The organism is Streptomyces sp. 11x1 (assembly GCF_032598905.1).
Lineage (GTDB): Bacteria > Actinomycetota > Actinomycetes > Streptomycetales > Streptomycetaceae > Streptomyces.
The window spans coordinates 9,856,934-9,880,108 of record NZ_CP122458.1; the positions used below are offsets into that span (position 1 = coordinate 9,856,934).

The 23,175-nt window shown below is 71.1% G+C and carries 19 protein-coding genes; 16 read left to right on the plus strand and 3 right to left on the minus strand.

What is annotated here, in order from left to right:
- Positions 1–530 precede the first annotated feature (530 nt).
- The 4 genes from P8T65_RS43385 to P8T65_RS43400 all read left to right on the plus strand — a co-directional run bounded on the left by P8T65_RS43385 (position 531) and on the right by P8T65_RS43400 (position 6,527).
- Complete coding sequence (locus tag P8T65_RS43385) at positions 531–3,557, plus strand: aminotransferase class III-fold pyridoxal phosphate-dependent enzyme (RefSeq protein WP_316730929.1); 3,027 nt, start codon at positions 531–533, stop codon at positions 3,555–3,557.
- A gap of 416 nt (positions 3,558–3,973) precedes the next feature.
- Positions 3,974–5,683 (plus strand): MFS transporter, encoded by a 1,710-nt coding sequence (locus tag P8T65_RS43390; protein WP_316730930.1) that lies wholly within the window; start codon positions 3,974–3,976, stop codon positions 5,681–5,683.
- A 30-nt stretch (positions 5,684–5,713) separates the two neighbouring features.
- Positions 5,714–6,235, plus strand: coding sequence for a hypothetical protein (locus P8T65_RS43395; RefSeq protein WP_316730931.1), 522 nt, complete (start codon positions 5,714–5,716; stop codon positions 6,233–6,235).
- A gap of 94 nt (positions 6,236–6,329) precedes the next feature.
- Complete coding sequence (locus tag P8T65_RS43400) at positions 6,330–6,527, plus strand: hypothetical protein (RefSeq protein WP_045560456.1); 198 nt, start codon at positions 6,330–6,332, stop codon at positions 6,525–6,527.
- Between the two features lie 22 nt (positions 6,528–6,549).
- Here P8T65_RS43400 and P8T65_RS43405 read toward each other — a convergent pair whose 3' ends face one another.
- Complete coding sequence (locus P8T65_RS43405) at positions 6,550–7,965, minus strand: DUF2252 domain-containing protein (protein WP_316730932.1); 1,416 nt, start codon at positions 7,963–7,965, stop codon at positions 6,550–6,552.
- Between the two features lie 207 nt (positions 7,966–8,172).
- Here P8T65_RS43405 and P8T65_RS43410 point away from each other — a divergent pair, with 207 nt between their 5' ends.
- The 5 genes from P8T65_RS43410 (at position 8,173) to P8T65_RS43430 (ending at position 13,610) form a co-directional block, all read left to right on the plus strand.
- On the plus strand, positions 8,173–8,934 hold the full coding sequence (locus P8T65_RS43410; protein WP_316730933.1) for a DUF308 domain-containing protein: 762 nt from the start codon (positions 8,173–8,175) through the stop codon (positions 8,932–8,934).
- Positions 8,935–9,474: 540 nt separating this feature from the next.
- Entirely contained in the window at positions 9,475–10,764 is a 1,290-nt protein-coding gene (locus tag P8T65_RS43415; protein WP_316731912.1) for a hypothetical protein, read from the plus strand.
- Between the two features lie 113 nt (positions 10,765–10,877).
- Entirely contained in the window at positions 10,878–11,348 is a 471-nt protein-coding gene (locus P8T65_RS43420) for an SHOCT domain-containing protein (RefSeq protein WP_316730934.1), read from the plus strand.
- Positions 11,349–11,397: 49 nt separating this feature from the next.
- Positions 11,398–11,829 (plus strand): hypothetical protein, encoded by a 432-nt coding sequence (locus P8T65_RS43425; RefSeq protein ID WP_316730935.1) that lies wholly within the window; start codon positions 11,398–11,400, stop codon positions 11,827–11,829.
- A 467-nt stretch (positions 11,830–12,296) separates the two neighbouring features.
- The gene (locus P8T65_RS43430) at positions 12,297–13,610 is read left to right on the plus strand and encodes an LCP family protein (RefSeq protein ID WP_316730936.1); all 1,314 of its coding nucleotides are present in this window, start codon (positions 12,297–12,299) and stop codon (positions 13,608–13,610) included.
- Between the two features lie 111 nt (positions 13,611–13,721).
- Here P8T65_RS43430 and P8T65_RS43435 read toward each other — a convergent pair whose 3' ends face one another.
- Positions 13,722–14,585: a DUF4394 domain-containing protein gene (locus tag P8T65_RS43435; RefSeq protein WP_316731913.1), complete on the minus strand. Its 864-nt coding sequence runs from the start codon at positions 14,583–14,585 to the stop codon at positions 13,722–13,724.
- Between the two features lie 359 nt (positions 14,586–14,944).
- On the opposite strand from P8T65_RS43435, the gene P8T65_RS43440 reads away from it, so the two are divergent.
- The 3 genes from P8T65_RS43440 (at position 14,945) to P8T65_RS43450 (ending at position 18,464) form a co-directional block, all read left to right on the plus strand.
- Complete coding sequence (locus P8T65_RS43440) at positions 14,945–16,189, plus strand: helix-turn-helix domain-containing protein (RefSeq protein ID WP_316730937.1); 1,245 nt, start codon at positions 14,945–14,947, stop codon at positions 16,187–16,189.
- 67 nt (positions 16,190–16,256) lie between these two features.
- On the plus strand, positions 16,257–16,874 hold the full coding sequence (locus P8T65_RS43445; RefSeq protein ID WP_316730938.1) for a phosphoribosylanthranilate isomerase: 618 nt from the start codon (positions 16,257–16,259) through the stop codon (positions 16,872–16,874).
- 162 nt (positions 16,875–17,036) lie between these two features.
- On the plus strand, positions 17,037–18,464 hold the full coding sequence (locus P8T65_RS43450; RefSeq protein ID WP_316730939.1) for a cytochrome P450: 1,428 nt from the start codon (positions 17,037–17,039) through the stop codon (positions 18,462–18,464).
- Between the two features lie 83 nt (positions 18,465–18,547).
- Here P8T65_RS43450 and P8T65_RS43455 read toward each other — a convergent pair whose 3' ends face one another.
- Positions 18,548–19,453, minus strand: coding sequence for an amidohydrolase family protein (locus P8T65_RS43455; protein WP_316730940.1), 906 nt, complete (start codon positions 19,451–19,453; stop codon positions 18,548–18,550).
- Between the two features lie 206 nt (positions 19,454–19,659).
- On the opposite strand from P8T65_RS43455, the gene P8T65_RS43460 reads away from it, so the two are divergent.
- From P8T65_RS43460 to P8T65_RS43475, 4 genes are read left to right on the plus strand one after another with little or no spacing between them, the layout of a single operon-like run.
- The gene (locus tag P8T65_RS43460) at positions 19,660–20,877 is read left to right on the plus strand and encodes an ATP-binding cassette domain-containing protein (RefSeq protein ID WP_316730941.1); all 1,218 of its coding nucleotides are present in this window, start codon (positions 19,660–19,662) and stop codon (positions 20,875–20,877) included.
- Complete coding sequence (locus P8T65_RS43465) at positions 20,874–21,539, plus strand: ABC transporter permease subunit (RefSeq protein ID WP_184897844.1); 666 nt, start codon at positions 20,874–20,876, stop codon at positions 21,537–21,539. Before P8T65_RS43460 ends, P8T65_RS43465 begins: the two co-directional genes overlap by 4 nt.
- On the plus strand, positions 21,536–22,225 hold the full coding sequence (locus tag P8T65_RS43470) for an ABC transporter permease (RefSeq protein WP_184897846.1): 690 nt from the start codon (positions 21,536–21,538) through the stop codon (positions 22,223–22,225). Before P8T65_RS43465 ends, P8T65_RS43470 begins: the two co-directional genes overlap by 4 nt.
- Positions 22,226–22,253: 28 nt before the next feature.
- Positions 22,254–23,174, plus strand: a complete 921-nt coding sequence (locus P8T65_RS43475) for an ABC transporter substrate-binding protein (RefSeq protein WP_316731914.1) — start codon at positions 22,254–22,256, stop codon at positions 23,172–23,174.
- The last annotated feature ends 1 nt before the right edge of the window (position 23,175 follow it).

Here is a 23,175-nt window from a genome sequence, read left to right on the forward strand (position 1 = left end):
GCTCCCTGGCAGTAATTGTGCACAGGCACAAAATACGGGATCGATATCGCGGCCTCGCGTCCCTTGTTGCCGGATTCTCCGCGGTGTTTCATCTGACGCATCACCTGAAGAGAGCTCGTGACATGGGCGCCGCGTTCCCCGGGTCAGTGTCGGCGGTTCGCCAGGCGGAGCGGGATCGAGATCACCCAGGACTTCCCCCAGAGACTACGCCGAGCTCAAGGCGAGGGCCGATGACCATGAGGAGACCGATGGAACCCGCCGAGGCCCTCCGCCTTTGACGGACGGCCCACCTCGGACCTGATCGCCGACCGGGTGCTGGAGCGCGTCCTGGCCCGGCCCCCGCGGTCGTCGGAGTGGGGCATCGAGGGGAAGGACCGAACGGGGGAGTTCGCTCTGGACCTGTCGGTCGCCGACTTGGCCAAAGTCTGCGCAGCCCGTGCAGCGATCGAGACACAGCCGCGGCAGCCCTGCCTGTCACCCCCGGGAACCGCAATCGATCGCGACCTGACGACGAGAGAGAGAACGCACCGATGACCTCAGCGTCCACCACCGGCCAGGACGGAACGACCGTCCCCGGTCACACCGGCCAACTGCCGGGCTCGCTCCTCGATCACGTGCTGCGGCAGTCCTTCGGACTCGAGGGATATGTCCAGCACCCACTGGGAGGGGAGATCGACCAGAACGTCCGGATCACCGGCGACGACGGCATGCGCTACTTCGTACGGGTCACCCGCGCGGAGCCGGACTCGGCCGACGTCCTCTGGCAGAACTCGCTTCTCCAGCATCTGGCCGCCACCGTTCCCGACCTCCCGGTGCCACGGCTGGTCCCGACACGCGAGGGGAAGTTCCTTGCCGCCGTCGTCCACGACGGCCGAACGCACGTGGTCCGCGTGATGAGCTGGCTCGAGGGCCGGGTCCTGGCGGAACTCGACGACCACCCCGCGGCACTTCTGCGTCAGCTGGGAGAAGCCGCCGGGCGGCTGAGCCTCGGACTCTCCAGCATGGAGCCACCGGTGGGCCTGGAACCGCACGACTGGGACATGCGCCGGGCCGCCGAGATCGTCGAGGCGTCGCTGCACGCCGTACAGGATGCGGACCGGCGGGAGTCGGTGCGCACGATCATGGGCTGGTACGACGATCTCCTGCCGGCCTGGGACCGACTGCCGCGGAGCGTCGTACACCAGGATCTCAATGACGCCAATGTCCTGGCCGACGTCGACGCGCACGGGGTGCTGCGGATCTCGGGCATCGTCGACCTGGGCGACTCGCTCTACAGTGTGCGCGCGGCGGAGGTGGCGATCGCGGCGGGCTACGCCATGGTCCGCAAGGCCGACCCGCTCGCTGCGGCGGCCGAAGTCGTGGCCGGTTTCCACTCGGTGCTCCCCCTCACGGCTGAGGAACTGGCGGCTGTCTATCCGTTGGCGGCCGCCCGGCTGTGCATGAACGCCGTGACGTGGACGCGCCGGGTCGCCGAGAGCGACACGCCGTACGGGCGGACCCGCATGCAACACACCTGGCCCACGATCAGGCAGGTCGCCGAGGTCTGCCCCGATGTCGCCGAGGCGACGTTCCGGGTCGCGTGCGGGCTCCCCCCGACGCGGGAGCAGCGGGGTCTGGAAGAGGCTCTGGCAGAGGCGGCCCGAGACTGTGCCCCGTACGCACCGGCCCCGCAGCCGCTCGACCTGCGACCCGCAAGTGATCTCTTCGACGAAGTCGACTGGCACGACGCCAGGGCGGTGCGGGCGAACATCGACGATGTCCTCGACGGACGACGGCTGCGGGGCTATGTGCCCCACCTCGGCGCATCGTTGCTCCTGGGGGACCGGCGCCGCCCGGGGGCCGACGAGCCCGCGACGGTTCAGCTCGGCGGTTCGCTGATCGTGGCAGACACCGAGGAGGTTGCCAGCCCGCTGTCCGGAGTCGTCGAAGCCCGCGGTGGCGCCGGGATGCCGTTGGTGCTGCGACATGCCGTCGAGGGGCTGGAGTTCTGGACGTGCTGGTGGGGACTCGACGACACGCCGCCCGTCGCGGCGACGGTCCCGGCCGGGGCGCTGTTGGGACGCGCCGCCGCGAGCGAGGAGAAGGACCCGCTCGGGCCCTGCGTCCAGGTGCAGGTCCACCGCACCGCGCGGATGGCCACGTGGCCGCCGCCTCGTGTCGTGCCGCCTTCCGCACGGCAGGTGTGGAGCCACCTGTCACCCGACCCCGCCCGGCTCCTCGGATTCACCGAATCCCCCGCCGAGGTCCCCACCATTGACGACGTCGTCTCAGTGCGCCGTCGCCACATCGCTCGCTCCCAGCGCAACTACTACCGCACCCCGATGAACCTCGTGCGTGGGCGGGACGTGTGGTTCCACGACGAGGACGGCCTGGCCTATCTGGACTCGCTGAACAACGTCACCCACGTCGGCCATGCCGAGCCGCGGGTGACGGCCGCCGCCACCCGACAGCTGCGCAAGCTCAACACCAACAGCCGTTTCGTCTACCCGCAGATCGCCAGTTACGTACAGAAGCTGGTGGCCACCCTGCCCGACCCGCTCGAGGTCGTCTTCCTTGTGTGCACCGGCAGCGAGGCGAACGACCTGGCGCTGCGGATCGCCCGCCAGGTGACAGGGCGCCGGCACATCGTCAACATCGACGGCGCGTACCACGGAAACACCGGCGTGGTGACCGGGATCAGCCCGAACCGTTACAAGGGCCCCGGCGGTGCCGGTGCGCCCGCGACCACCCACGAGGTCGTCATTCCGGACCGCTACCGCAGCACCTACGGGTACGACGACGCGGACGCCGGAGCCAAGTATGCGCGCGACGCCGCCGCTGTCATCGAGCGGATCACGGCCGACGGCCGACCCCCGGCCGCCTTCATCGCCGAGTCCCTGATGGGATCGGGTGGGAACATCGTGTTCCCCGACGGCTACCTCGACGGCGTGTTCACCGCTGCCAGGCGGGCTGGCGCCCTGTGCATCTCCGACGAGGTCCAGGTCGGCGTCGGACGACTCGGGCCCTGGTGGGGGTTCGAGCTCCAGGGGGTGGTCCCGGACATCGTCACGATGGGCAAGCCGCTCGGGAACGGGCATCCCCTCGCGGCGGTGGTCACGACCCGGGAGATCGCCGACGCGTTCGACACGGGCATGAAGTACTTCAACACCTTCGGCGGCAACCCGGTCTCCTGCGCGATCGGCGAGGCCGTGCTCGACATCGTCGAGCAGGACGGGCTGAGGGAGAACGCCATGAGCGTGGGCGGGTACTTCGCCCAGTCGCTGCGCGAGCTCCAGCAGCGCCAACCGCTCATCGGTGACGTACGGGCGGAAGGGCTCTACCTCGGCGTCGAACTGGTCCGCAACCGCACCACCAAGATGCCGGCCACCGAGCAGGCCTTCATGGTCACCGAGCTCATGAAGGAGCGAGGCGTCATCGTCTTCCCCAATGGCGTGCACGACAACGTACTGAAGATCAAACCGCCCATGACGTTCCGTCGCGAGCACGTGGATCTCTACGTCGACGTGCTGGACGAGGTCCTGTCCCTGCCCGAGCTGCGCTCGGCCGTTCAGTCCTGAGACGGGCAACCGTCTACTGAGGCAGTGCACGAGAGTGGCCCACGAGCCAAAGGGCCCGCGTCTCGTCGCCAACGGTCACGCTCCGTTACTGCGTCCGCTTCAGCCCGGAAGCCGGAAGGAAGGGGCGCACCGTCATCGTCGGACTGCTGGGGAGCCCGACCGCTGGTCGAAACTCCCCAGGTTCTCCCCGGGCCTGATCGCGGTCGTTCTTTGCGGCGTTGCGCCGGGCGCGCGGGCTCCGTTGGCAGGACCTACCCGCAGCTCCGGTGGATCGTGGTCGTCGGCCGTGTGACGGCTGCCTCGCCCGTGGAGGGTGAGGTGCCGACACGGATTCTGAGCTGCGATGGAGACGGTGGAACGGCCGTCGTCCGGGTGGCGGCGGTGGCGTTCCCTGTCTGATCGGCGAGGAGGACACCGTGAAGCAGTGGCGGGCTCTGATCGTCCTCGGGACGGCGCAGTTCCTGATGGTGCTGGACACGTCCGTCATGAACGTCTCGATCAGTCAACTGGTCGAGGACTTCGACACCGAGGTCACCGCCATCCAAGCCGTCATCACGCTGTACGCCCTGGTCATGGCTGCCTTCATGATCATCGGAGGGAGACTGGGCGACATCTTCGGCCGCCGTCGGCTCTTCTTCCTCGGGCTCGTGGTCTACGGCACCGGCTCGGCCCTGACCGCCGTCGCGCCCACCCTGTGGGTCCTCGCCCTCGGCTGGTCGGTCATCGAGGGCCTCGGCGCCGCGATGGTGCTGCCGGCCATGGCCGCCCTCGTCGCCGAGTCCTACCGGGGCCGGGACCGTGCCGTCGCCTACGGCGTCATCGGCGGGCTGGCCGGGGCCGGTATCGCCGTCGGCCCGCTGCTCGGCGGCTGGGTGACGACGTACCTCACCTGGAGACTGGTCTTCGCCGGCGAGGTCGTGGTCGTCCTGGCCGTCCTGTGCTTCCGCCGGGCGATCACCGAAGCACCCCGGACCGGGCTCCGGCCCTCGATGGACGGGGTCGGCGCCGCGCTGTCGGCGGCGGGCCTCGGTCTCGGCGTGCTCGGTGTGCTGCAGAGCAGCACCTGGGGCTGGGTGCAGCCCCGCAACCCGCCGTTCACCGTCATGGGCTTCGCCCCGACCCTCTTCGTCGTCGGTGCGGGGGTGCTGGTCCTGGCCGCCTTCGCGCGCTGGGAGCGCCGACGCACGGCCCGTGGCAGCGAACCCCTGGTCCACCTGCCCCTCCTGCACCGGCCCCCGCTGCGCTCGGGTCTGCTGGCCCTGCTCAGCCAGAACCTGATCCTGCTCGGGCTGTTCTTCACCATCCCGCTCTACCTCCAGGTCGTGCAGGGCTTCGACGCCTTCCAGACCGGACTCCGGCTGCTCCCCGTGTCCGTCGCCATGCTCGCCGCCTCCCTGGTGGCCTCCCGGCTGGGCCGGCGGGCCGGACCGCGCCGGGTGGTACGGCTGGCGCTGGCGACCCTGGTCGGGGCCATCGTGTGGCTGCTGTCCACCATCGACCCCGTCATCGACGACACCCAGTTCGCGCTCGCCATGGCACTGCTCGGCATCGGCATGGGGCTGCTCGCCTCACAGCTGGGCAACGTGGTGCAGTCCAGCGCGGGCGAGGAGGAACGCAGCGAGGTCGGCGGTCTGCAGTTCACGGCCCAGAACCTGGGCTCCGCCCTCGGCACCGCGCTCATCGGATCGCTGCTCATCGGCGCCCTGGCCCATGCCGTCACCTCACAGGTCGAGGATGACCCGGCGCTGTCGCAGGAGGCCAGGCAGCAGACGGGTGTCGCGCTCGAGGCCGGGATCAGCTTCGTCCCCACCGACCAGGTGCGTACGGCGGCCGAGCGCGCCGGGCTGCCGCCGGCCGAGGTCGACGCCCTGGCCGACTCCTATGCCTCGGCCCAGCTGGACGGCCTGAAGGCGGCGATCCTCGCCACCGGAGGCATCACCCTCGCCGCGTTCCTGGTCACCCCAGGACTGCCGGGCGGACGGTCGGACCGTCCGGCAGCACCTGGAACCGGCCGTCCGGTACCTCCGGGAACGGACCGGGAGACGCCACCGGTGCCGGACCGGTCCCAGCCGCGTGGCACCGGCACCCGGGGCGACCCGGCCGCCCCGCGCCGCTCGGAACACTGACTCGGCCGACGTCGAGAGGAGGTGGGGACGATGTCCGCGACAGGGCGAGCCGCGTCCCGGGACGAGCGCCACGCGGAGCGACGGGCCCGGGCCGACTACACCGGCGGCGTCTACGGATCGATGCTCGCCTCCTCCGTGATCATCGGCGCCGGGACCCTGGGGGAGTACCCCCGCCTCGAAATCGTCCTTCTGCTGCTGCTCACCGGCCTGGCGTTCTGGATCGCGCATGTGCACGCCCAACTGTTCGGAGCGCGGCTCGCGCAACGGCATCCGGACCGCCGGGTCGTGCTGGAGGTGTGCCGCGACGAGTGGCCGATCGTCAAGGCAGCGGTCCCGCCGGCCGCCGCCGTCGCGGTCAGTCCGCTCCTCGGCCTCGATGTGCCGGGCGCCCTCTGGCTGGCGCTCGCGGTGGCCGTGGCCGGACAGGTGGGCTGGTCGGTGGCGGCGGCCCGCCGCGTCCGCGCCCCGTGGGGCCTGGTCGCCGTCACGGCGTCGGTGAACCTGCTGCTCGGCCTCCTGATCATCGCGTTCAAGCTCTACCTGACCCACTGACTCCCCGACCCATTGACTCACCTCCCCGGGGTGAGGCCGGGCCGGTGCCGCAGGACCGACGATCGAAGAGACGACGAATGGGGGTACACCGCTCATGCGCTACGAGATCCGCGTCGACGGAAAGCTGTCGAAGGCGCTGACCGGTGCCTTCCCCGAACTGGACCATGTGGTGATGTCCGGCCACACCGTCCTGTTCGGGCACGTCGTGGACGAGGCGCATCTGTACGGGCTGCTGGCCCGTTGCCAGTCCCTGGGGCTGCGCGTCCTGGAGATGCGTCAGCTGCCGGAGTGAACCCCGGAGGGCCGCTGGTACGTCAGAGGCTTTCCGCGCGGACCCGGCCCGTGTGCGCGGCCACGCCCAGCGCCTCGAAGTCCCGGTCGTTGCGGTCGGCGTAGGACTGCGCGAACTCGGCGAGCGCCCGGTCGAAGCGGTCGCTGCCGCCCAGGTAGGCGGCGATGGCGACGGGGTCGCCGGAGCGGGCATGGGCCCGCGCCAGGCTGGCGCCGCACACCCGGGCGAAGAGCCGCAGCAGTCCCGGGTCCCATGTCTCCGGGCGCGCGATGCCCTTCCAGTCACGCAACTGCCGTACGTAGAAGTCCCGTTCGCGTCCGTCGAGGCCGAGGACATGGGTCCAGCCGAGGAAGATGTCGCTGGTCGTCTGCATCAGCCGCTGCCCCGACACCACCCGGCGGCCCTGGTTGTCGAAGTTGTCGCCGCCGAGCTGGGCGGAGAGCACGGACTCCTGTGCCTCCTTGGCCTGGAGCAGCAGCGGGTCGGTGTCGTCGCGGCCGAGCAGCAGCACGATCCAGCAACGCGTGCCGACGCTGCCGACACCCACCACCTTCCGGGCCATGTCGACCAGGTGGTAGCGGCGCAGCAGATGCCGGCGCTCGGACGACAGGGTCCGTGCGTACAGGTCCAGCACCTTCCCCAGCTCCTTCTCCTGGCCCTCCACGGCGGAGTCCGCGAGCAGGTCCCGGAGCGGGGTGATCAGCGGGGGGTCGGGGGCGATCAGCCGGCCCTCGGCGGTGACCCGGGTCAGCTTCTCGAAGGCCTGGAGGTGGGTGCGCGTACGGGCCTTCGCGGTCGCCTCGGCCGTACGGCGTCGGCTCTTCTCGTCCATAGACGAGGCCAGCAGTTCCCGCAGCCGGTCGGCGTCGTCCTGGGCGTACCAGATGTCCAGGGTGGGCATGCCGGCGAACTCGCGCATGCGGCGCCGGTACGTCTTCACGCACGTCCGTACCGCCTGGTCCTGATCCTCGGTGGAGAAGCCGTTGGCCCGGCCCGCGATCACGAAGCTGGCAGCCAGCCGTTTCACGTCCCATTCGAACGGGCCGGGCAGGGTCTCGTCGAAGTCGTTGATGTCGAAGACGAGGTGGCGTTCGGGCGAGGCCAGCAACCGGAAGTTGAGCAGATGGGCGTCACCGCAGAGCTGCACGGTCAGGCCGGTGTTGGGGAGGGGGCCGAGGTCCGATGCCATGACGGCCGCCGCGCCCCGGTAGAAGCGGAACGGGGATTCGAGCATGCGGCCGTAGCGGATGGGCACCAACTCCGGTACCCGGGTGGCCGACTGACGCTCGATCACCTCGATGGGGTCGGTCCGGTCGGCGTCCGCGTCCGACTCGAACCAGCCGTGGCAGGACCGGGAGGCGCGTTTGCGTGCCTCCCGGCCGTGCGCGGCCCTCTCGGCCACGGTCAGTGACGTCCTGGATGCGCTCGCGCTGGTCATGACACACACCTCCTGAACCGCCGGCCCGGCGTTCCGTCCACCCTCCTCGGCCGTGCGGTGCCCGGGGATCACCCGCGGGGGGTGATCCGACCGGCGGGGCGGGGGCGGGACGCTGGCCCGGTGAGGTCACCGCACCGCCGTGCGCCGACGGTGCGGAAGCGGCCCGCTCGGCCGCGAGGACGCGACGCGAGGACGCGAGGAGGAGCCATGACCGAGTCCCCTGGCCCGGCACCGCGTACCGGGGCGGACGACTACAGGCCTGGTGGGGCCGGGGCCGGTCCCGGAGCGGGGGGCGGTGTGCCCGGTGGCGCGGGCGAAGCGCCCGGTCCGGGGGAGGCGGGCCCCATACCGGGCGGGGACGCCTCCGCGGTGCTGGGTGATCCGGCGGAGGCGCTGGGGAGGGTCGGCCGGTCCTGGAAATGGATCCTCGGCTCGGCGCTGGCCACGCTCGTGCCGGGCGTCATCCTCCTGGTCTGGCCGGACGGGACCCTGCACGTCATCGCGGTTCTGCTCGGGCTGTACCTGCTCGCGATCGGGGCGTTCCGGTTCGTCGACGTCTTCGCCCGGGAAGAGGCGGGCGAGCGGCTGCCGGGGCTCCTCCTCGCGCTGCTGTACGTCCTGGCCGGTGTCCTGTGCCTGCGGAACCCGCTGCAGACCATCACCGCGCTCTCGCTGATCGTGGGGATCGTCTGGCTGGCGACCGGCATCCTCACGCTCTACACCGCCCTCGCCGCCAAGAGCCTGCCCCACCGGGGCTTCGTCCTCGGCGTGGCGGTGCTCGGCATCGTCGCGGGGATCGTGGTGCTGGCCCTGCCGACCGAGTCGGCCACGGCACTGACCCGGCTGCTCGGCCTGTGGCTCGTCCTGCTCGGCCTGGCCGAGGCGACGGTCGCCCTCGCCTGGCGGGCCGCCCTCCGCCGGGCGGGCCTCACGGGCTCCCACGCCCATCCGACCACGGGCGCCGTCTGAGCCTCCCGCACACCCCGAGGAGGAGCCATGTTCCCGGGCAACGACCCCGTACCACCGAACTCAGACCCCCCGGCCGACAGCACCGGTCCGGCCGACCGTACCGGCCCGAGCGGCCACACCGGCCCGGCCGACGACGCCGGCCCGAGCGGCGACAGCGACCCGCGCGGCGACAGTGGCCCGACCGACGACACCGGCTCGGGTGGCGGGGCCGCCGCCAGGGGTGGGGGGACCGAGCGGGGCGGACAGCCCGGTCGGGCCGGCGAACCCGGGCCGGTGTCGTCGGTCGGGCCTGATGACGTACCCACCCCCGGCGGGGCCGGCCCGGGCGGGACCGAGCCTGGCAGAGCGACCGGATCAGGCGGCGAGCCCGAACCGGGCGAGGGGGCCGCGGCGGGTCGCGTGATGGGCGCGGGCGCCGGGGGCGATGGGACCGGCTCGCGCGGTAGGAGCGGCTCGGGCGGTGGGACCGGCACGGGCGAGGGGGGCCAGGCGGCCGGTGGGGCCGGCTCGGCGGCCGGGGGCGCCGGGGGCGGTGGGCATGTGATCAGTGCCGAGGAGCGGGCCGAGTACGAGCGGCTGCGGCGGCACGCCGGTGTGCGGCATCGGCGGCTGCGCAAGGCAGGGGCCGCTGTTCTGCTCGTGGTGACCCTGCTGCTCGCTCCGCTCGCCGTCGTCGCGGCCTGGGTGGAGGACACCGTCGCCGACACCGACCGGTACGTCGAGACGGTCGCTCCGCTGGCGTCCGACCCGGCGATCCAGAACGTCGTGATCGAGCGGCTCACCGACGAGGTCGTCAAGAACGTGGACGTGAAAGCGGTGACGGACGCTCTCACCAAGGTGCTCGCCGAGAACGGCGCGCCGCCGCAGGTCGTGGCCGGCGCCGAGGCTCTCGACGGCCCGCTGCGCTCCGTGGTCAGGACCGTCGTGGACCGCAACGTCACCCGCGTGATCACCAGCGAGCTCTTCCAGCAGGTCTGGGAGGGCTCGAACCGGCGGGCGCACGCGGCCGTGGTGCACATGCTCACCGGCGAGCGGGAGGGCGCGCTGCGCGCCACCGGCGACACGATCCAGCTCGACGTGGGCGCCGTCGTCGACCAGGTGCGGGAGCGTCTCGTGGACGCGGGCTTCGACAAGGCCGCCGCCATCCCCGACAGCGACCGTACGATCACCCTGTTCCACACCGACGAGCTGGGCAAGGCGCAGGACGCCATGCGGCTGCTGAACATCCTCGGCACCTGGCTGCCCGTGATCACGATCGCCCTCGCCGCCCTGGCGGTGTGGACCGCCCCGGGCCACCGGGTGATGCTGCTGATCACGTCCCTCGGCCTCAGCCTGATGATGGGGGTGCTGCTCGTCGCGCTGGCCGTCGTCCGCCGTGTCTACCTGGACGCAGTACCTGCGGCGACCCTGCCGCCCGACGCGGCCGCGGCCATCTTCGACACCTTCCTGCGCTTCCTGCGCGACAGTACGCGCACCTTGCTCGTCCTCTTCCTGGCCACGGCCCTCGCCGCCTATCTGTACGGTCCCGGGCGGCTCGCACGCAGGGTGCGGGCCCTGTCCCGGCGCGGAACCACGGCGGCCGGGCGGTCGCTGCGGAGCGCGGGACTGAGCACCGGGCGCGCCGGGCGAGGCCTGGCGGCCCACCCCCGCTGGACCACCGGTGTGGTCCTCGGGGCGGGCGCGCTGGCCCTGCTGCTCTGGAACCGCCCCACGGTCGGCGCGGTCGTCCTGGTCGCCGTCCTGGTCGTGGCCGTACTGGCGCTGGTGTCGATGGTCGCCGCCGCGGCGGACCCCGCCCCGAAGGAGGCCGGTCTCACCCGCCCGGGGTGAGGCCGGGCGGCCCCGGGCGTGGGCACGCTGGGATCGGCGCCGACCGTGGTGCCACGGGCGCGCCGAGGACGGCAGGACACCTGCCGGGCGAACGCCCGGGACGGAGGAGAGACATGAGTGGTCCGACGTACCTCGCGTACGACTACCCGCTGCTGAGCGTCTTCTGGTCCATGCTCCTGCTGTTCCTGTGGATCATGTGGTTCGTGCTGCTCTTCCGGGTCGTCGTCGACATCTTCCGCGACGACGACATGAGCGGCTGGGCCAAGGCGGGCTGGCTGGTCTTCACGATCCTGCTGCCGTTCCTGGGCGTGTTCGTCTATGTGATCGCCCGGGGCAAGAACATGGGCCTCCGCGAGGTGTCGCAGGCGCGTGCGCAGCAGGCGGCCTTCGACGACTACATCAGGCAGACGGCCAAAGGCAGCGACGGACGGTCCAGCAGCGTCGACGAGCTCGCCAGGCTGTCCGAGATCCGTTCGCGCGGCGACATCACGGACGACGAGTTCCGCCGCGCGAAGGAACTGGTCCTGAGCGGCCACGGAGCCTCGGCGGGCACGGGCGTCGGCCCGACCGCCGCCGGGCGCTGAGGGCCGATCCGACACTCACCGCACGACGACACCGAATCGAGGCAACGGTATGACCACACACACCGGACACATGCACTCGGCCAAGCGGTCACGGCCCTTCGCCGAGGGGCTGACGGTCTTCGCCGCCGTCATACTCATGATCGCGGGCGTTCTCGACATCCTGCGGGGCGTCATGGCCATCGCCGAGGACGAGGTCTTCGTCTCCACGCCCGACTACGTCTTCCAGTTCGATCTGACCGGCTGGGGCTGGGTCCACCTCGCCCTCGGCGCCGTGGCCGTGCTGGTCAGTCTGGGCCTCTTCCAGGAATCCCTGTGGGCCCGGGTCGCCGGCGTCGCCATCGCGGGGCTGATCATCATCGCCAACTTCCTGTCCCTGCCGTACTACCCCGTCTGGTCCATCGTGATGATCGCCTTCTCGGCCTTCATCATCTGGGCCCTGTGCGTGACGAGGTGGGACGATTCCGGGTCCGCGCTCCACTGAGCGAGCGGTCCCTCGGTGGAGACAGCTCCTGCGAGCGGCGCGGCCGAGCAGTGCCGCGCCGCCACAGTGGCGTCACGGGGGAGGGGGCGGATGCCGCCCCCAAGGCGCCGCCCGGCGGGCGGCGTTCGCCCACAGGTGTTCCCAACTCGCAGCCGTGCGGCACTGGTTGCCGTCGGTCCGTTCAGGTCCTCGGGCAACTCGGGCGTGCCGACGGTCGTCTCTCTGTACGCTGCGACGCCTCTGTGACGTCCGGGGGCGCGGGGCGTGGTGAGTCGTGTGAGACGCCGATCCGTATATCTACCTGCATGTAGAGTCCTGCGGGTTCGGTGATCACGACCGCCGGATGTGCTGGGGGCAGTCGACCGGCCGGGTGCGGCCGAGGTGGGGGAGGGCCGGTGAGTGGTACGGGTAGGCGGCGCGCGGGTGCCGGAGGCGGGAGGACGCGGCTGACGCGGCGGGGCCGGACGGTGAGCTGGCTCGCCGGCGGCGCGGCCCTGCTCGTCCTCGGTGTCGGCGGCGTCGGGGCCTGGGTCTACAAGGACCTCGACAACAACATCACGGGCGCCGACGTCGACGGCAAGCTCGGCGGCGACCGCCCGGTCAATCTGAGCCCGGGTTCGAAGAACATCATGGTGGTCGGCTCGGACAGCCGCGACGGGGCCAACGCGAAGTACGGCAAGGACCTGACCACCATGCAGTCCGACACGCTCATGGTGCTGCACCTCCCCGCGAACCGGGAGTGGGCCACCGTGGTGTCGTTCCCGCGTGACTCGTGGGTCGAGATAGCGGCGTGCGAGAAGGGCGACGGCAGTACGTCGGGCCGGCACCTGGCGAAGATCAACGAGGCGTTCGCGATCGGCGGCTCCAGCGGTGAGGTCGCCGGCGCGGCCGCCTGCTCGATCAGGACGGTCGAGGCCAACACCGGTCTGCGCATCGACAACTTCATGTCCGTCGACTTCCAGGGCTTCAAGGGGATGGTCGACGCCCTGGACGGCATAGAGGTCTGCCCCGAGCAGGCCATCAAGGACGACAACGCCCTCCTCGACATGGAGGCCGGCTGCCAGACGGTCGACGGGGAGACGGCCCTCGGCTATGTGCGCACCCGCTACGCCGTCGGCGACGGCTCCGACATCGGGCGCATCGGCCGGCAGCAGGAGTTCATGGAGACCCTGGCGGCCAAGGCCAAGTCCCGCCTGACCAGCCCCACTTCGCTCTACGACTTCCTGCAGTCCGCCACCAAGTCGCTGACCACGGACGAGGATCTCGACGGTATCGACCCGCTCTACGACCTCGCCTCCCAGCTCAAGGGCATCCCGAGCGACCGGCTGACCTTCCTGACCGTCCCCAACTACCCCCGTGAGGCCGACGTCCCCGCCGACAAGGCCAACATCGTCTGGCAGTACCCGCAGGCCGCTGACCTGTTCACCTCCCTGGCAGGCGACAAGGAGGTCGACAAGAAGAAGCTCCAGGCGCAGGCCAAGAACGATCTGATCTACGCCTCCGACGTGCGCGTCCAGGTCCTCAACGGCACCGGTGTCTCCGGTCGGGCCGCCGCGGTCGCCGAGAAGCTGCGCGAGGCGGGCTTCACGGTCGTCGGCACGGGCAACGCGCCCGAGGACACCGACACCACCACGGTCGCCCATCCGGCCGAACTCGCCCAGCAGGCGCGGGTGCTCGCCTCACGGCTGCCCGACGTCAAGGCCGCACGGTCCGCGGAGGCGGCGGCGGGAGTGGTGACGCTGGTGGTGGGGTCGGATCTCGATCTGGAGAAGCTCCGGTGACACGGCGGCGATGACACGGCCGCGGTGACACGGGCGGGGCGAAGCGCGGACTCGCCGCGGTCCGGTGGTGGCCGGGCCGCGGCGAGGACGTGACGAGGGTGTGACGGGGGATCAGGTGCCGGTGAGGGAGACGGCCACGTCCGTGATGTTCAGGGGGAACTTGGACTTGGCGGCGTCGTTCACGAGTGTGGCCTGCCCCGTGAAGAGGTTGAGGGTGTAGAGGGAGGGCGTGCTCGCGCCGTAGGCGGTGAGGCTGGCGAAGGCCGTGTTGTCCACCGTCTTGCCGCCGCTCAGCGTGCTGTAGATGTCCGCGCCGGCGTTGATCTGGGCGTCGAGGCCGAGGTTGCCGGTCGGGGACAGCGTGCCGTTGTTGGCCGGGGCCTGGATGACGACCTGGTCGCTGGTCGTGTTGATGTCGAACAGGGTGGTCGCCGTGGTCCCGTCGAGGTCGTTGTTGGTGTAGGCGGCGGCCGAGACACCCTTGGTCGTGCCCTCGATCGGCGGGGTGGTGAGGTTCAGGTCCTGGATGGTCGTGTGGTCATTGAGGTTGTGCCGCAGGTTCTGGCCCTTGTCGCTGATCACGCGCAGCCGGTCGGCCGCCGGGTTGAAGTCGACGCCGAAGTTCGAGCCGTTCAGCGCGTACTGGAGCTGGGACACCTTGGTGACCACGACGTCCTGGGTGCCCGTCGGGATCTTGATCGTGTAGATGCCGCCCTTGTTGCCCACGCCGTACAACGTGCCGTTCTGCACCCGGAAGTCGATGCCGATCAGCGCCGTGTCGCCGCTGAGGCCGGTGACGGCCCTGACCCAGTTGAGCACGTCCGCCCGGTCGGTCCAGAACGCGGCCATCAGGGTGCCGTCACCGGTGATCCCGTAGGCGCGCAGGCTGGGGGCGGCGGCGGGGGCGGCGGAACCGGTGCCCGGTGCCCCGAGCATGAGCGCGGTCGACGTGACCATGACCGCCATCGCCGCCATGATTCTCTTTCGCGTGCCTGCTTTCATCGGAGTTTCCCTCCCGTTTGGGCGTGCGCCCGTGTCCGGTGCTCGGTCGAGGAATTTCCGTACTCCTGCCCGTACTGATAGCCGGAAACGTTCCGGAGTGGAGCCGGAATGCTTGCGGCGTTCTTCCCCCACGGGTGGGTACGCGGCTCTCATTAAGGACGCTTTACGACTCCTACACAAGCGGAAGCGGTGACGGGAACGACCCGATCCGGGAATTTTGCGCACGGTGACAAAACCCGGTCGGCCCCCTTGCCGCCGTTTTATGCGGAGTGATGAACGCCGTCCGGATCTCGACTGTCGGCGCGTTCGTCCGGAATGACATGCTCGCGTCCATGGGGAGCCTCTTCGCCGAACTGGCCCGTCAGGCGCCGACCAACGCCCGCCGGGAGGTAGAGACGTACACGCGCGAGATCGCGGAGTTCGGGTTTCTGGGCAAGGACCCCCGGGCGCGGGCGCAGACGCTGGACCAAGCGGTCTGGCTCCGGCACCGAACCGTCGAACTGTCTCCGCACAACGCGGAGTTGAGCGACAGCGATCTCGAATACATCGCGTCCATGGGAGAGCTGCGGGCCGGTGCGGGCATGTCGCTCGACGCACGGCAGCAGGTGTTGCGGGTGCACACCGCGCTCATGCTGCGCGAGATCAACGAGGCGACCGAGGCCCAGCGCGCCGCCGGCGTGGACGAACTCATGCGGATCATGACCTGGTTCGCCCCGCAGGGCGAGCGCGGCATCGGCGCCTACCGGCAGGGATTCGTCCGTGTACTGCGCCGCCGAATGCCGTACGTCGAACAGATCGCCCTGCTGGCCCGGTCATTGCTGAACGGGGATCCCATAGCTGCGGAACTCGCCGAGGCAGTCGACATGGAACTGCCGGACCGGTATGCGGTGACGGTGTTCCGGCTGCCTGATCCTCCCCAGGTCGACCGCGTCCTGGAAAACGAGATCGAAACACTGGTGAAGAGCCACCGGGCCCCGATCGTATGGGGTGCGCGGAGCGGCGACGGGAGCGGTGAGCTCATCGCGCTCGTCCCCGTGAATTCCGACGCCGCGCGGGCGGAGAATGTGCCACCGCACACTGTTGTCGACCTCCTGCCCGAGCTCGCCCCGGAGCATGTCGCGGACCTCGTACGGGACGTGGCCCAGGTGCTCGGCCGCCCCTGTGCCGTCGGCACCGCCGACGCGCCGCTGCCCGAGCTGTCCGACGCGCTCGACAGGGCCCGGCGGATCAGTGACACCGCCCCGCTGCGGCGGGCCTCCGCGCGTCTGCGGCCGCACACCCTGGCGGACCTCTTCGTCGAACTCGCCGTCGCGGACGTGCCGTTCGTCGACGCCTGGCTGCGCGCACTGTCCGACCGGCTGGCCGCCGGCCCGGACCTGCTGGTCACACTCGACATGTACTACCGCAACGACATGCACCGCGGCGCCACGGCGACGGCCCTCAACGTCCACACCCGCACCCTCGACTACCGCCTGCGCCGGGTGCGGGAGCTCACTGGCATGGACCCGGGCTCGACCCGGGGGGTGCGCGCGCTCAGCGCGGCCGTCGCCCGGCGCCAGTCGGGAGCGTGGCGCTGACCCATGGACCCGCCCGACCCCGCGGCCGCCGTTCCCGGTGCCGTCCGCGATACGGCAGGCTGGGGCCGTGAGCAACAGTGACCCCCTCTTCATCAAGATCTGCGGTCTGCGGACCGAGCAGGACGTCGACACCGCCGTCGAGGCCGGCGCCGACGCCATCGGCTTCGTCTTCTCGGCCAGCCCGCGTCGTGTCGACGCCGCGACGGCCGCACGGCTGGGCCACCGCGTGCCGGAGCACGTCCTGACGGTGGGCGTCTTCCGGCAGGAGCCCCTGGACGACGTGCGCTCCCTGGCCGCCGAGTCCGGGATCCGGGCGATCCAGCTGCACGGTCCCGACGACCGCGCCTACTACGACGAGCTGGCGGCCGACGACCGGACACTGATCCGCGCCGCCGCGTTCGGCGACGCCGTACCGAGCTGCGGCGAGTTCGGGGAGGACATGCTCCTGCTCGACGCCCCCGTCCCGGGCTCGGGCATCGCCTGGGACTGGGCGAGCACGCCGCTGGCGGCCTCCGGGGACAAATGGCTCCTCGCCGGCGGCCTCACCCCGGAGAACGTGCGCGACGCCGTCGCCGCCACCGACCCGTGGGGCGTCGACGTCTCCAGCGGCGTGGAGCAGCGCCGAGGCGTCAAGGACCCCGCTCTGATCAGGGAGTTCATCAAGGTGGCCCGCTCCGCGAGGTGACGGACGGCGGCAAAGGCGCCACATCGACGGGTGTGCGTCACGAGACCGGAGCTGTGAGTGGTGCCGCCCGCCGTTCCCCCGGAAGTGACCCTGGGGTAGGGTCCCCACGGTCCCGGCTACCGACTGAAGGTGGTCCGGTACGGGGAGTGTCGGAGGGGCGGCATGGTGAGGGAAACCCAGTCGGGTGAGGGCGTGTCCGTGGAGCTGGACGGCGCGGGGTTGGAGGAGATGTCTTCCGAACCGCTGCTGACCCGGGACTACGAGACGCGTCCGTCGTTGGTGTACGAGCGGCTGAGGCAGCGGCACGGCGCGGTGGCGCCGGTGGATCTGCTGGGCGTCCCCGCCTGGCTGGTGCTGGGCTACCGCGAGGCGCTGCAGGTGCTCCAGGACGACGCCGGCTGGCCCAAGGGCCTGGAGAACTGGCGGGCCAGGACCGAGGGCCGCGTCCCGGCCGACTGGCCGCTCGGCCCCTCCCTGGAGGTCAACCACGTCCTCATCCAGGGCGGCCCCGGCTACCGCACTCTGCGGACCGCGTGGGACCAGGCGCTCAAGCCCTTCCAGGACCCGCGCAACCCCCAGGCCAAGCGGCTGAAGACGGCCGTCACCGTCTACGCCGACGAGCTGATCACCCTGATGGGCCAGGCGGGCGGCACGGGGCTGGCGGACCTGTCCGCCCAGTTCTCCCGGCCCCTGCCGCTGATGGTGGCCAGCCATCTGCTGGGCTTCCCCGGCTCCCAGGGCGACGACGCCCTGATGGACATGTGGCGGGTGCTGGACGCGGGTCCCGACGCGGGGCCCGCCCTGGACCGGCTGCTCGGCGCGCTGGCGGAACTGGCCGAGCTGAAGCTGAGGACGCCGGGGGAGGACTTCCCCTCCTATCTGCTGGCCGCCCACCCCGACCTCTCGCTCGACGAACTGGCCCGCGAACTCTTCATGCTGCTCGGCATGACCTCCGACCACGTCGGCATCCTCGTCTCCAACACGGTCGTCGAGGTGCTCTCCGGCGAGGACAGCGTGCGGGCCAGCCTCTCCGCCGGCATGGTCCGGGAGGCCATGAACCGGGTCGTCATGCGCAAGCCGCCGCTGGTGAACTTCGTGCCGAGGTTCGCCGCCGAGGACACCAAGCTCGGCAACTACACGATCCGCGCGGGCGACCCGGTCTGGGTCTCCTCCGCCGCCGCGCACGCGGACCCGCTCTTCGCCGACCATGTGGCCCCCAGCACCACGGTCAGCACCCGGGCGCACCTGTCCTGGGGCGCCGGCCCGCGCCAGTGCCCGGCGCGCGAGCTGGCCTCGACGGTCGCGGCGGTCGGCGTGGGCCGCCTGTTCGAGCGGTTCGCCAACCTGGACCTCGCCCTCCCCGTCGACCAACTGCCGTGGCGTTCCTCGCCCTTCATGCGGGGCCTGCGCTCGCTGCCCGTACGGTACGAACTCGCGCCGACGGCCGAGCGACCGGCGGACGGCGCGGCGGCGGAACCGACGGGGGAGGGGGACCCGAGTGCGGCGGAGACGGTGACGCCGGACGCGTCCGCCCGCCAGCGCTCCTCGCTGTGGCGCTACCTCACGGGCCTGATCCGCCCCGGCCGCTGACCGCCGCTCCGCGCGCCCGCCGGGCCGCGCCGACCGGCCCGGCGACGGCAGGGCACGCGCTGGAGGGGGCACCCGCGCCGGTCTCAGTCGACCGTGCCCGTGAGCAGGCGGCGGGGATTGGTGATGCGGAAGGCGTACGCGGTCGGCCCGCCCAGGCCGAAGCCGGGCTGTTGCGGGGGCTCTGCGTAGGGGCGGTCGGAGCCCTGGACGACGGCGTCGACGCCCAGGGCGCGGACCACGGCTTCGACGGCGGTTGGCCCGTAGGAGGACGTCTCCACGAAGACGCCCGGGTCCACTTCGGCGTCACTGCCGTCGCCGCGCGCGGCGAAGCGCTCCCCGTGGAGCGGGGCGAGTCCGGCCAGCAGGGCGAAGCAGACCCGCAGCCGGGGGTGGCGGGGGCGGCCGAAGGCGCGGAAGGCGAACCACGCGGAGTGCATCTGCTGGACGTAGGGGACCATCGCGGGCCACCAGCCGGGCCCCTCGGCGCCGCCGGGTGCGGGACCGGGGTGGACGAACAGGGGCAGGTCACGCTCTTGGAGGAGGTCGAGGAGTGGGGCGCAGCGGGCGTAACCGACCGCGTCGGCCAGGGCGTTCGCCGGGAGCTGGAGGCCGACGAAGCCCTGGTCCAGGACCTCTGCGGTGGCCTGGGCGTCGACGTCCCGTACGCAGGCCGCGGCCCACGCGCCGAACGGTTCGGGGAGCGCGGCGGATCCCTCGTGGTAGGCGTCGAGCAGGGGGCGTGCTTCGGCCGCCGGCAGCCACTCGGCACCGATGGGGGAGGAGAGCGAGACGAGGGCCCGGCCCAGGCCGTCGCTGTCGGCGAGTGCGGCGCGGCGGGCGATGTCGTGGTCGGCGGACGGCAGCTCGTAGGGCGGCTCACCGTCGAGGTAGAGGGTCCAGCCGTCCAGGAACGGCGGCTCGCGGCGTGACCTGAGGGCCGCCACCAGCGAGGGGGGCCACAGATGCTGGTGCACGTCGCAGTTGGTCATGACGCTCCTCCCACCCCGAACCGTACCTCCCCTGCCGTGTCGTCGTGGCCCTTCGCGCAACCGGGCAGAGTCATGAAAGGCGGGTAAATCGGGCGCGTCGAGTGCGGTTCGGTGTGAACGTAACGTGCTGTTCACGTAATTCCATTGACTGCCATTCAGACACCGACAACTCTGAATGGTCATATGCAGTCGGGTAAGGGGCAGTCTTGATCAGATTCGACGCGGTGAGCAAAAAGTATCCCAACGGCACGACAGCGGTGGACGACCTGTCCCTGGAGCTGGCCGAGGGCGGCATCACGGTCCTGGTCGGTCCTTCCGGCTGCGGCAAGACCACCACCCTGCGCATGATCAACCGCATGGTGGAACCGACCGCCGGCACGGTGAGCCTGCGCGGCCGGGACATCCGCGAGGTCAACGCGCCCGAGCTGCGCCGGGGCATCGGCTATGTGATCCAGCACGCGGGACTGTTCCCGCACCGCACCATCCTGGACAACATAGCCACGGTTCCGCTGCTGCTGGGCTGGGGCCGCAAGAAGGCCCGGGCCCGGGCCGCGGAACTGCTGGAACTCGTGGGCCTGCCCGCCGAGATGGCCAAGCGCTACCCCAACCAGCTCTCCGGCGGGCAGCAGCAGCGCGTCGGCGTGGCCAGGGCGCTGGGCGCCGACCCGCCGGTACTGCTCATGGACGAGCCGTTCAGCGCGGTCGACCCGATCGTGCGGGCAGAGTTGCAGGCCGAGTTCGTCCGGCTGCAGAAGGAACTCCACAAGACCATCGTGTTCGTCACCCACGACATCGACGAGGCGATCAGACTCGGCGACAACATCGCCGTGTTCCGCACCGGCGGCAGACTCGCCCAGTTCGACGCCCCCGAGCGGCTCCTCGGCAGCCCTGCCGACGACTTCGTGGCCGACTTCGTGGGCCAGGACCGGGGCATCCGCCGGCTCTCCTTCGTCGACGCGACCCGACTGCCGCTGCGCGACGGCCCGGTGCTGTCGTCCGCCGCTTCCGTCAGCGAGGCGCGGGCGGCGAAGACGCCCTGGGTGCTCGTCGTGGACGACGCGCGACGACCGCTCGGCTGGGCCGCCACCGCCGACCTCCCGACGGCCGGCACCCTCGCCGACGCCACCCTGACCCCCCTCGGCCACTCGTTCAGCCTGGCCGGTGACTCCGCGCGAGCCGCCCTCGACTCGGCCCTCCTCTCACCCGCCCGCCTCGCCGTGGCCGTCGACGCGCAGGGCGCGGTCGCCGGAGTCGTGGACGCGCATGAACTCTCCACCGCGGCGACCGCGGCGACCGCGGCGACCACGGCGAAGGGACCGACGGGGGCGGAAGTCCCGGACGTGGACGAGCCCGGTGTCATCGACAAGTCAGCCGCCGTCGACAAGCCCGGCGCCGTCGACACACGAGGCGGTGAGGACCGATGACAGGCGACGAACCGCTCGTCAGGTGGCAGTGGATCGTCGATCACACCGGCGAACTCGCCGAGTACACCGGCATCCACCTCAGACTCGGCCTGCTGCCCGTGCTGTTCGGACTGATCGTCTCCGTGCCGCTCGGCATCCTGTGCCACCGCTGGCGCTGGCTCTACCCGCCGGTGCTGACCGTGTCCAACATCCTCTACTCGATCCCGTCGCTCGCCCTGTTCATGATCTTCGTGCGGTACACGGGGCTGACCGAGCAGACCGTGATGATCCCGCTCACGCTCTACACCCTGTCCGTGCTGGTGCCCAACGTCGTCGACGGCCTCGCCTCGGTCCCCGAGCACGTCCGGCTCGCGGCGACCGCCATGGGCTTCGGCGCCGTACGCAGGGTCGTCCAGGTCGAGCTGCCGATCGCCGTCCCCGTCGTCATCGCCGGCGTGCGCGTCGCCGCGGTCTCCTCGATCAGCCTCGTCGCCGTGGGACAGCTGATCGGTCAGGGCGGCCTCGGCTACTACATCACCCGCGGCCTCCAACTCGACTTCCCCACCCCGATCGTCACCGCGATCGCCCTGATCATGTTGCTCGCCCTCGCCACCGACGCGTTGCTGGTCCTGGCGCAGCGCCTGCTCACCCCGTGGTCCCGGAACAAGGTGGCGTCGGCATGAACGACTTCCTGAACCAGATGCAGCTCGTGGGCGACTGGCTGACCTCCTCGGCGCAGTGGCACGGCGACGACGGCATCCCCCGGCGGCTCCTGGAACATCTCACCTACAGCGGACTGTCGTTGCTGTTCGCCGCCCTCATCGGGCTGACGTTCGGACTGCTCGTCGGACACACCGGCCGGGGCGCCTTCGCCGTGGCCAGCGTGGCGAACCTCGCCCGCGCGATCCCCACCTTCGGCCTGGTCGTCCTCGTCGTCACGCTCGCCGGGCTCAGCACCGCGCCCGTCCTGGTCGCCCTCGTCGCGCTCGCGGTACCGCCGATCCTCATCAACACCTTCGAGGGCGTACGGGGCGTGGACCCCGCCACCCGGGACGCCGCGCGCGGCGTCGGCATGACCGAGTGGGAGGTCCTGACGCGGGTCGAGGTGCCGATGGCGCTGCCCCTGATCCTCCTGGGGCTGCGGGTCGCCGCGATCCAGGTCGTGGCCACCGCGACCGTCGCCGCGTACCCGGGCCTCGGCGGTCTGGGCCGCTACATCGTCGACGGACTCTCCCGCAACGACTACGAGTTGGTCATCGGCGGCTCCACGGTCGTCGTCGTCCTCGCGCTCGTCGTCCAGCTCGTGTTCACCGCGTTGCGACGCGTCGTCGTCTCGCCGGGCCTTCGGGTCTCGGCGTCGAAGTCCTGAAACCAGAGAGGAACATTCCATGCGAGGCATGTACCGAGGCGCCGCGTTCGGCCTCATCACCGCGCTCACGCTGACCGCCTGCGGCGGGGGCGGCGACAGCGACGACAACCCGCTGGCCGGGGGCGCCGACGGCGGCGGCCGGTCGATCGTCGTCGGTTCGGCTAACTTCCCCGAGAACCAGCTGCTCGCCGAGATCTACGCGCAGGCCCTGGAGAGCAAGGGCCTGAAGGTGACCCGCAAGTTCGACATCGGGGCCCGGGAGGTCTACTACGACCAGGTCGTCAAGGGCGGCATCAGCGTCCTCCCCGAGTACAACGGCGCCCTGCTGTCGGTGGCGGTCGACAAGAACAGCACCGCGACCAGCACCGAGGACATCAACGCCGAACTGAAGGAGAAACTCCCGTCCTCGGTGGAGATCCTCGACTCCGCAGCGGCCGAGGACAAGGACTCGGTGACCGTCACCGCCGAGATCGCCGCCAAGTACAAGCTCAAGACCCTCGCCGACCTCAAGCCCGTCGCGGGCGACATGACGCTCGGTGGCGGATCGGAGTTCAAGACCCGTACGCAGGGCGGTGTCGGCCTGGAGAAGGTCTACGGCGTCAAGTTCGGCAAGTTCCAGCCGCTCGACGCGGGTGCACAGAGCACCCTGGTGAAGCTGCTCAAGGACGACAAGGTGCAGGCCGCCAACCTGTACACCACCGACCCCGCCATCGTCGCGGACAAGCTGGTGGTCCTGGAGGACCCGAAGAACCTCTTCTCCTCGCAGAACGTCACCCCGCTCGTCTACAAGGCCGCGGTGGACGACAAGGCCAAGGAGGCGCTCAACGCCGTCTCCGCCCAGCTCACCACCGAGGACCTGCTGGGGATGATGAAGAAGCTCGTCAACGACAAGGAGGACGCCGACTCCGTCGCCGAGGAGTGGCTGAGTTCGGCCGGCCTGGTGAAGTGAA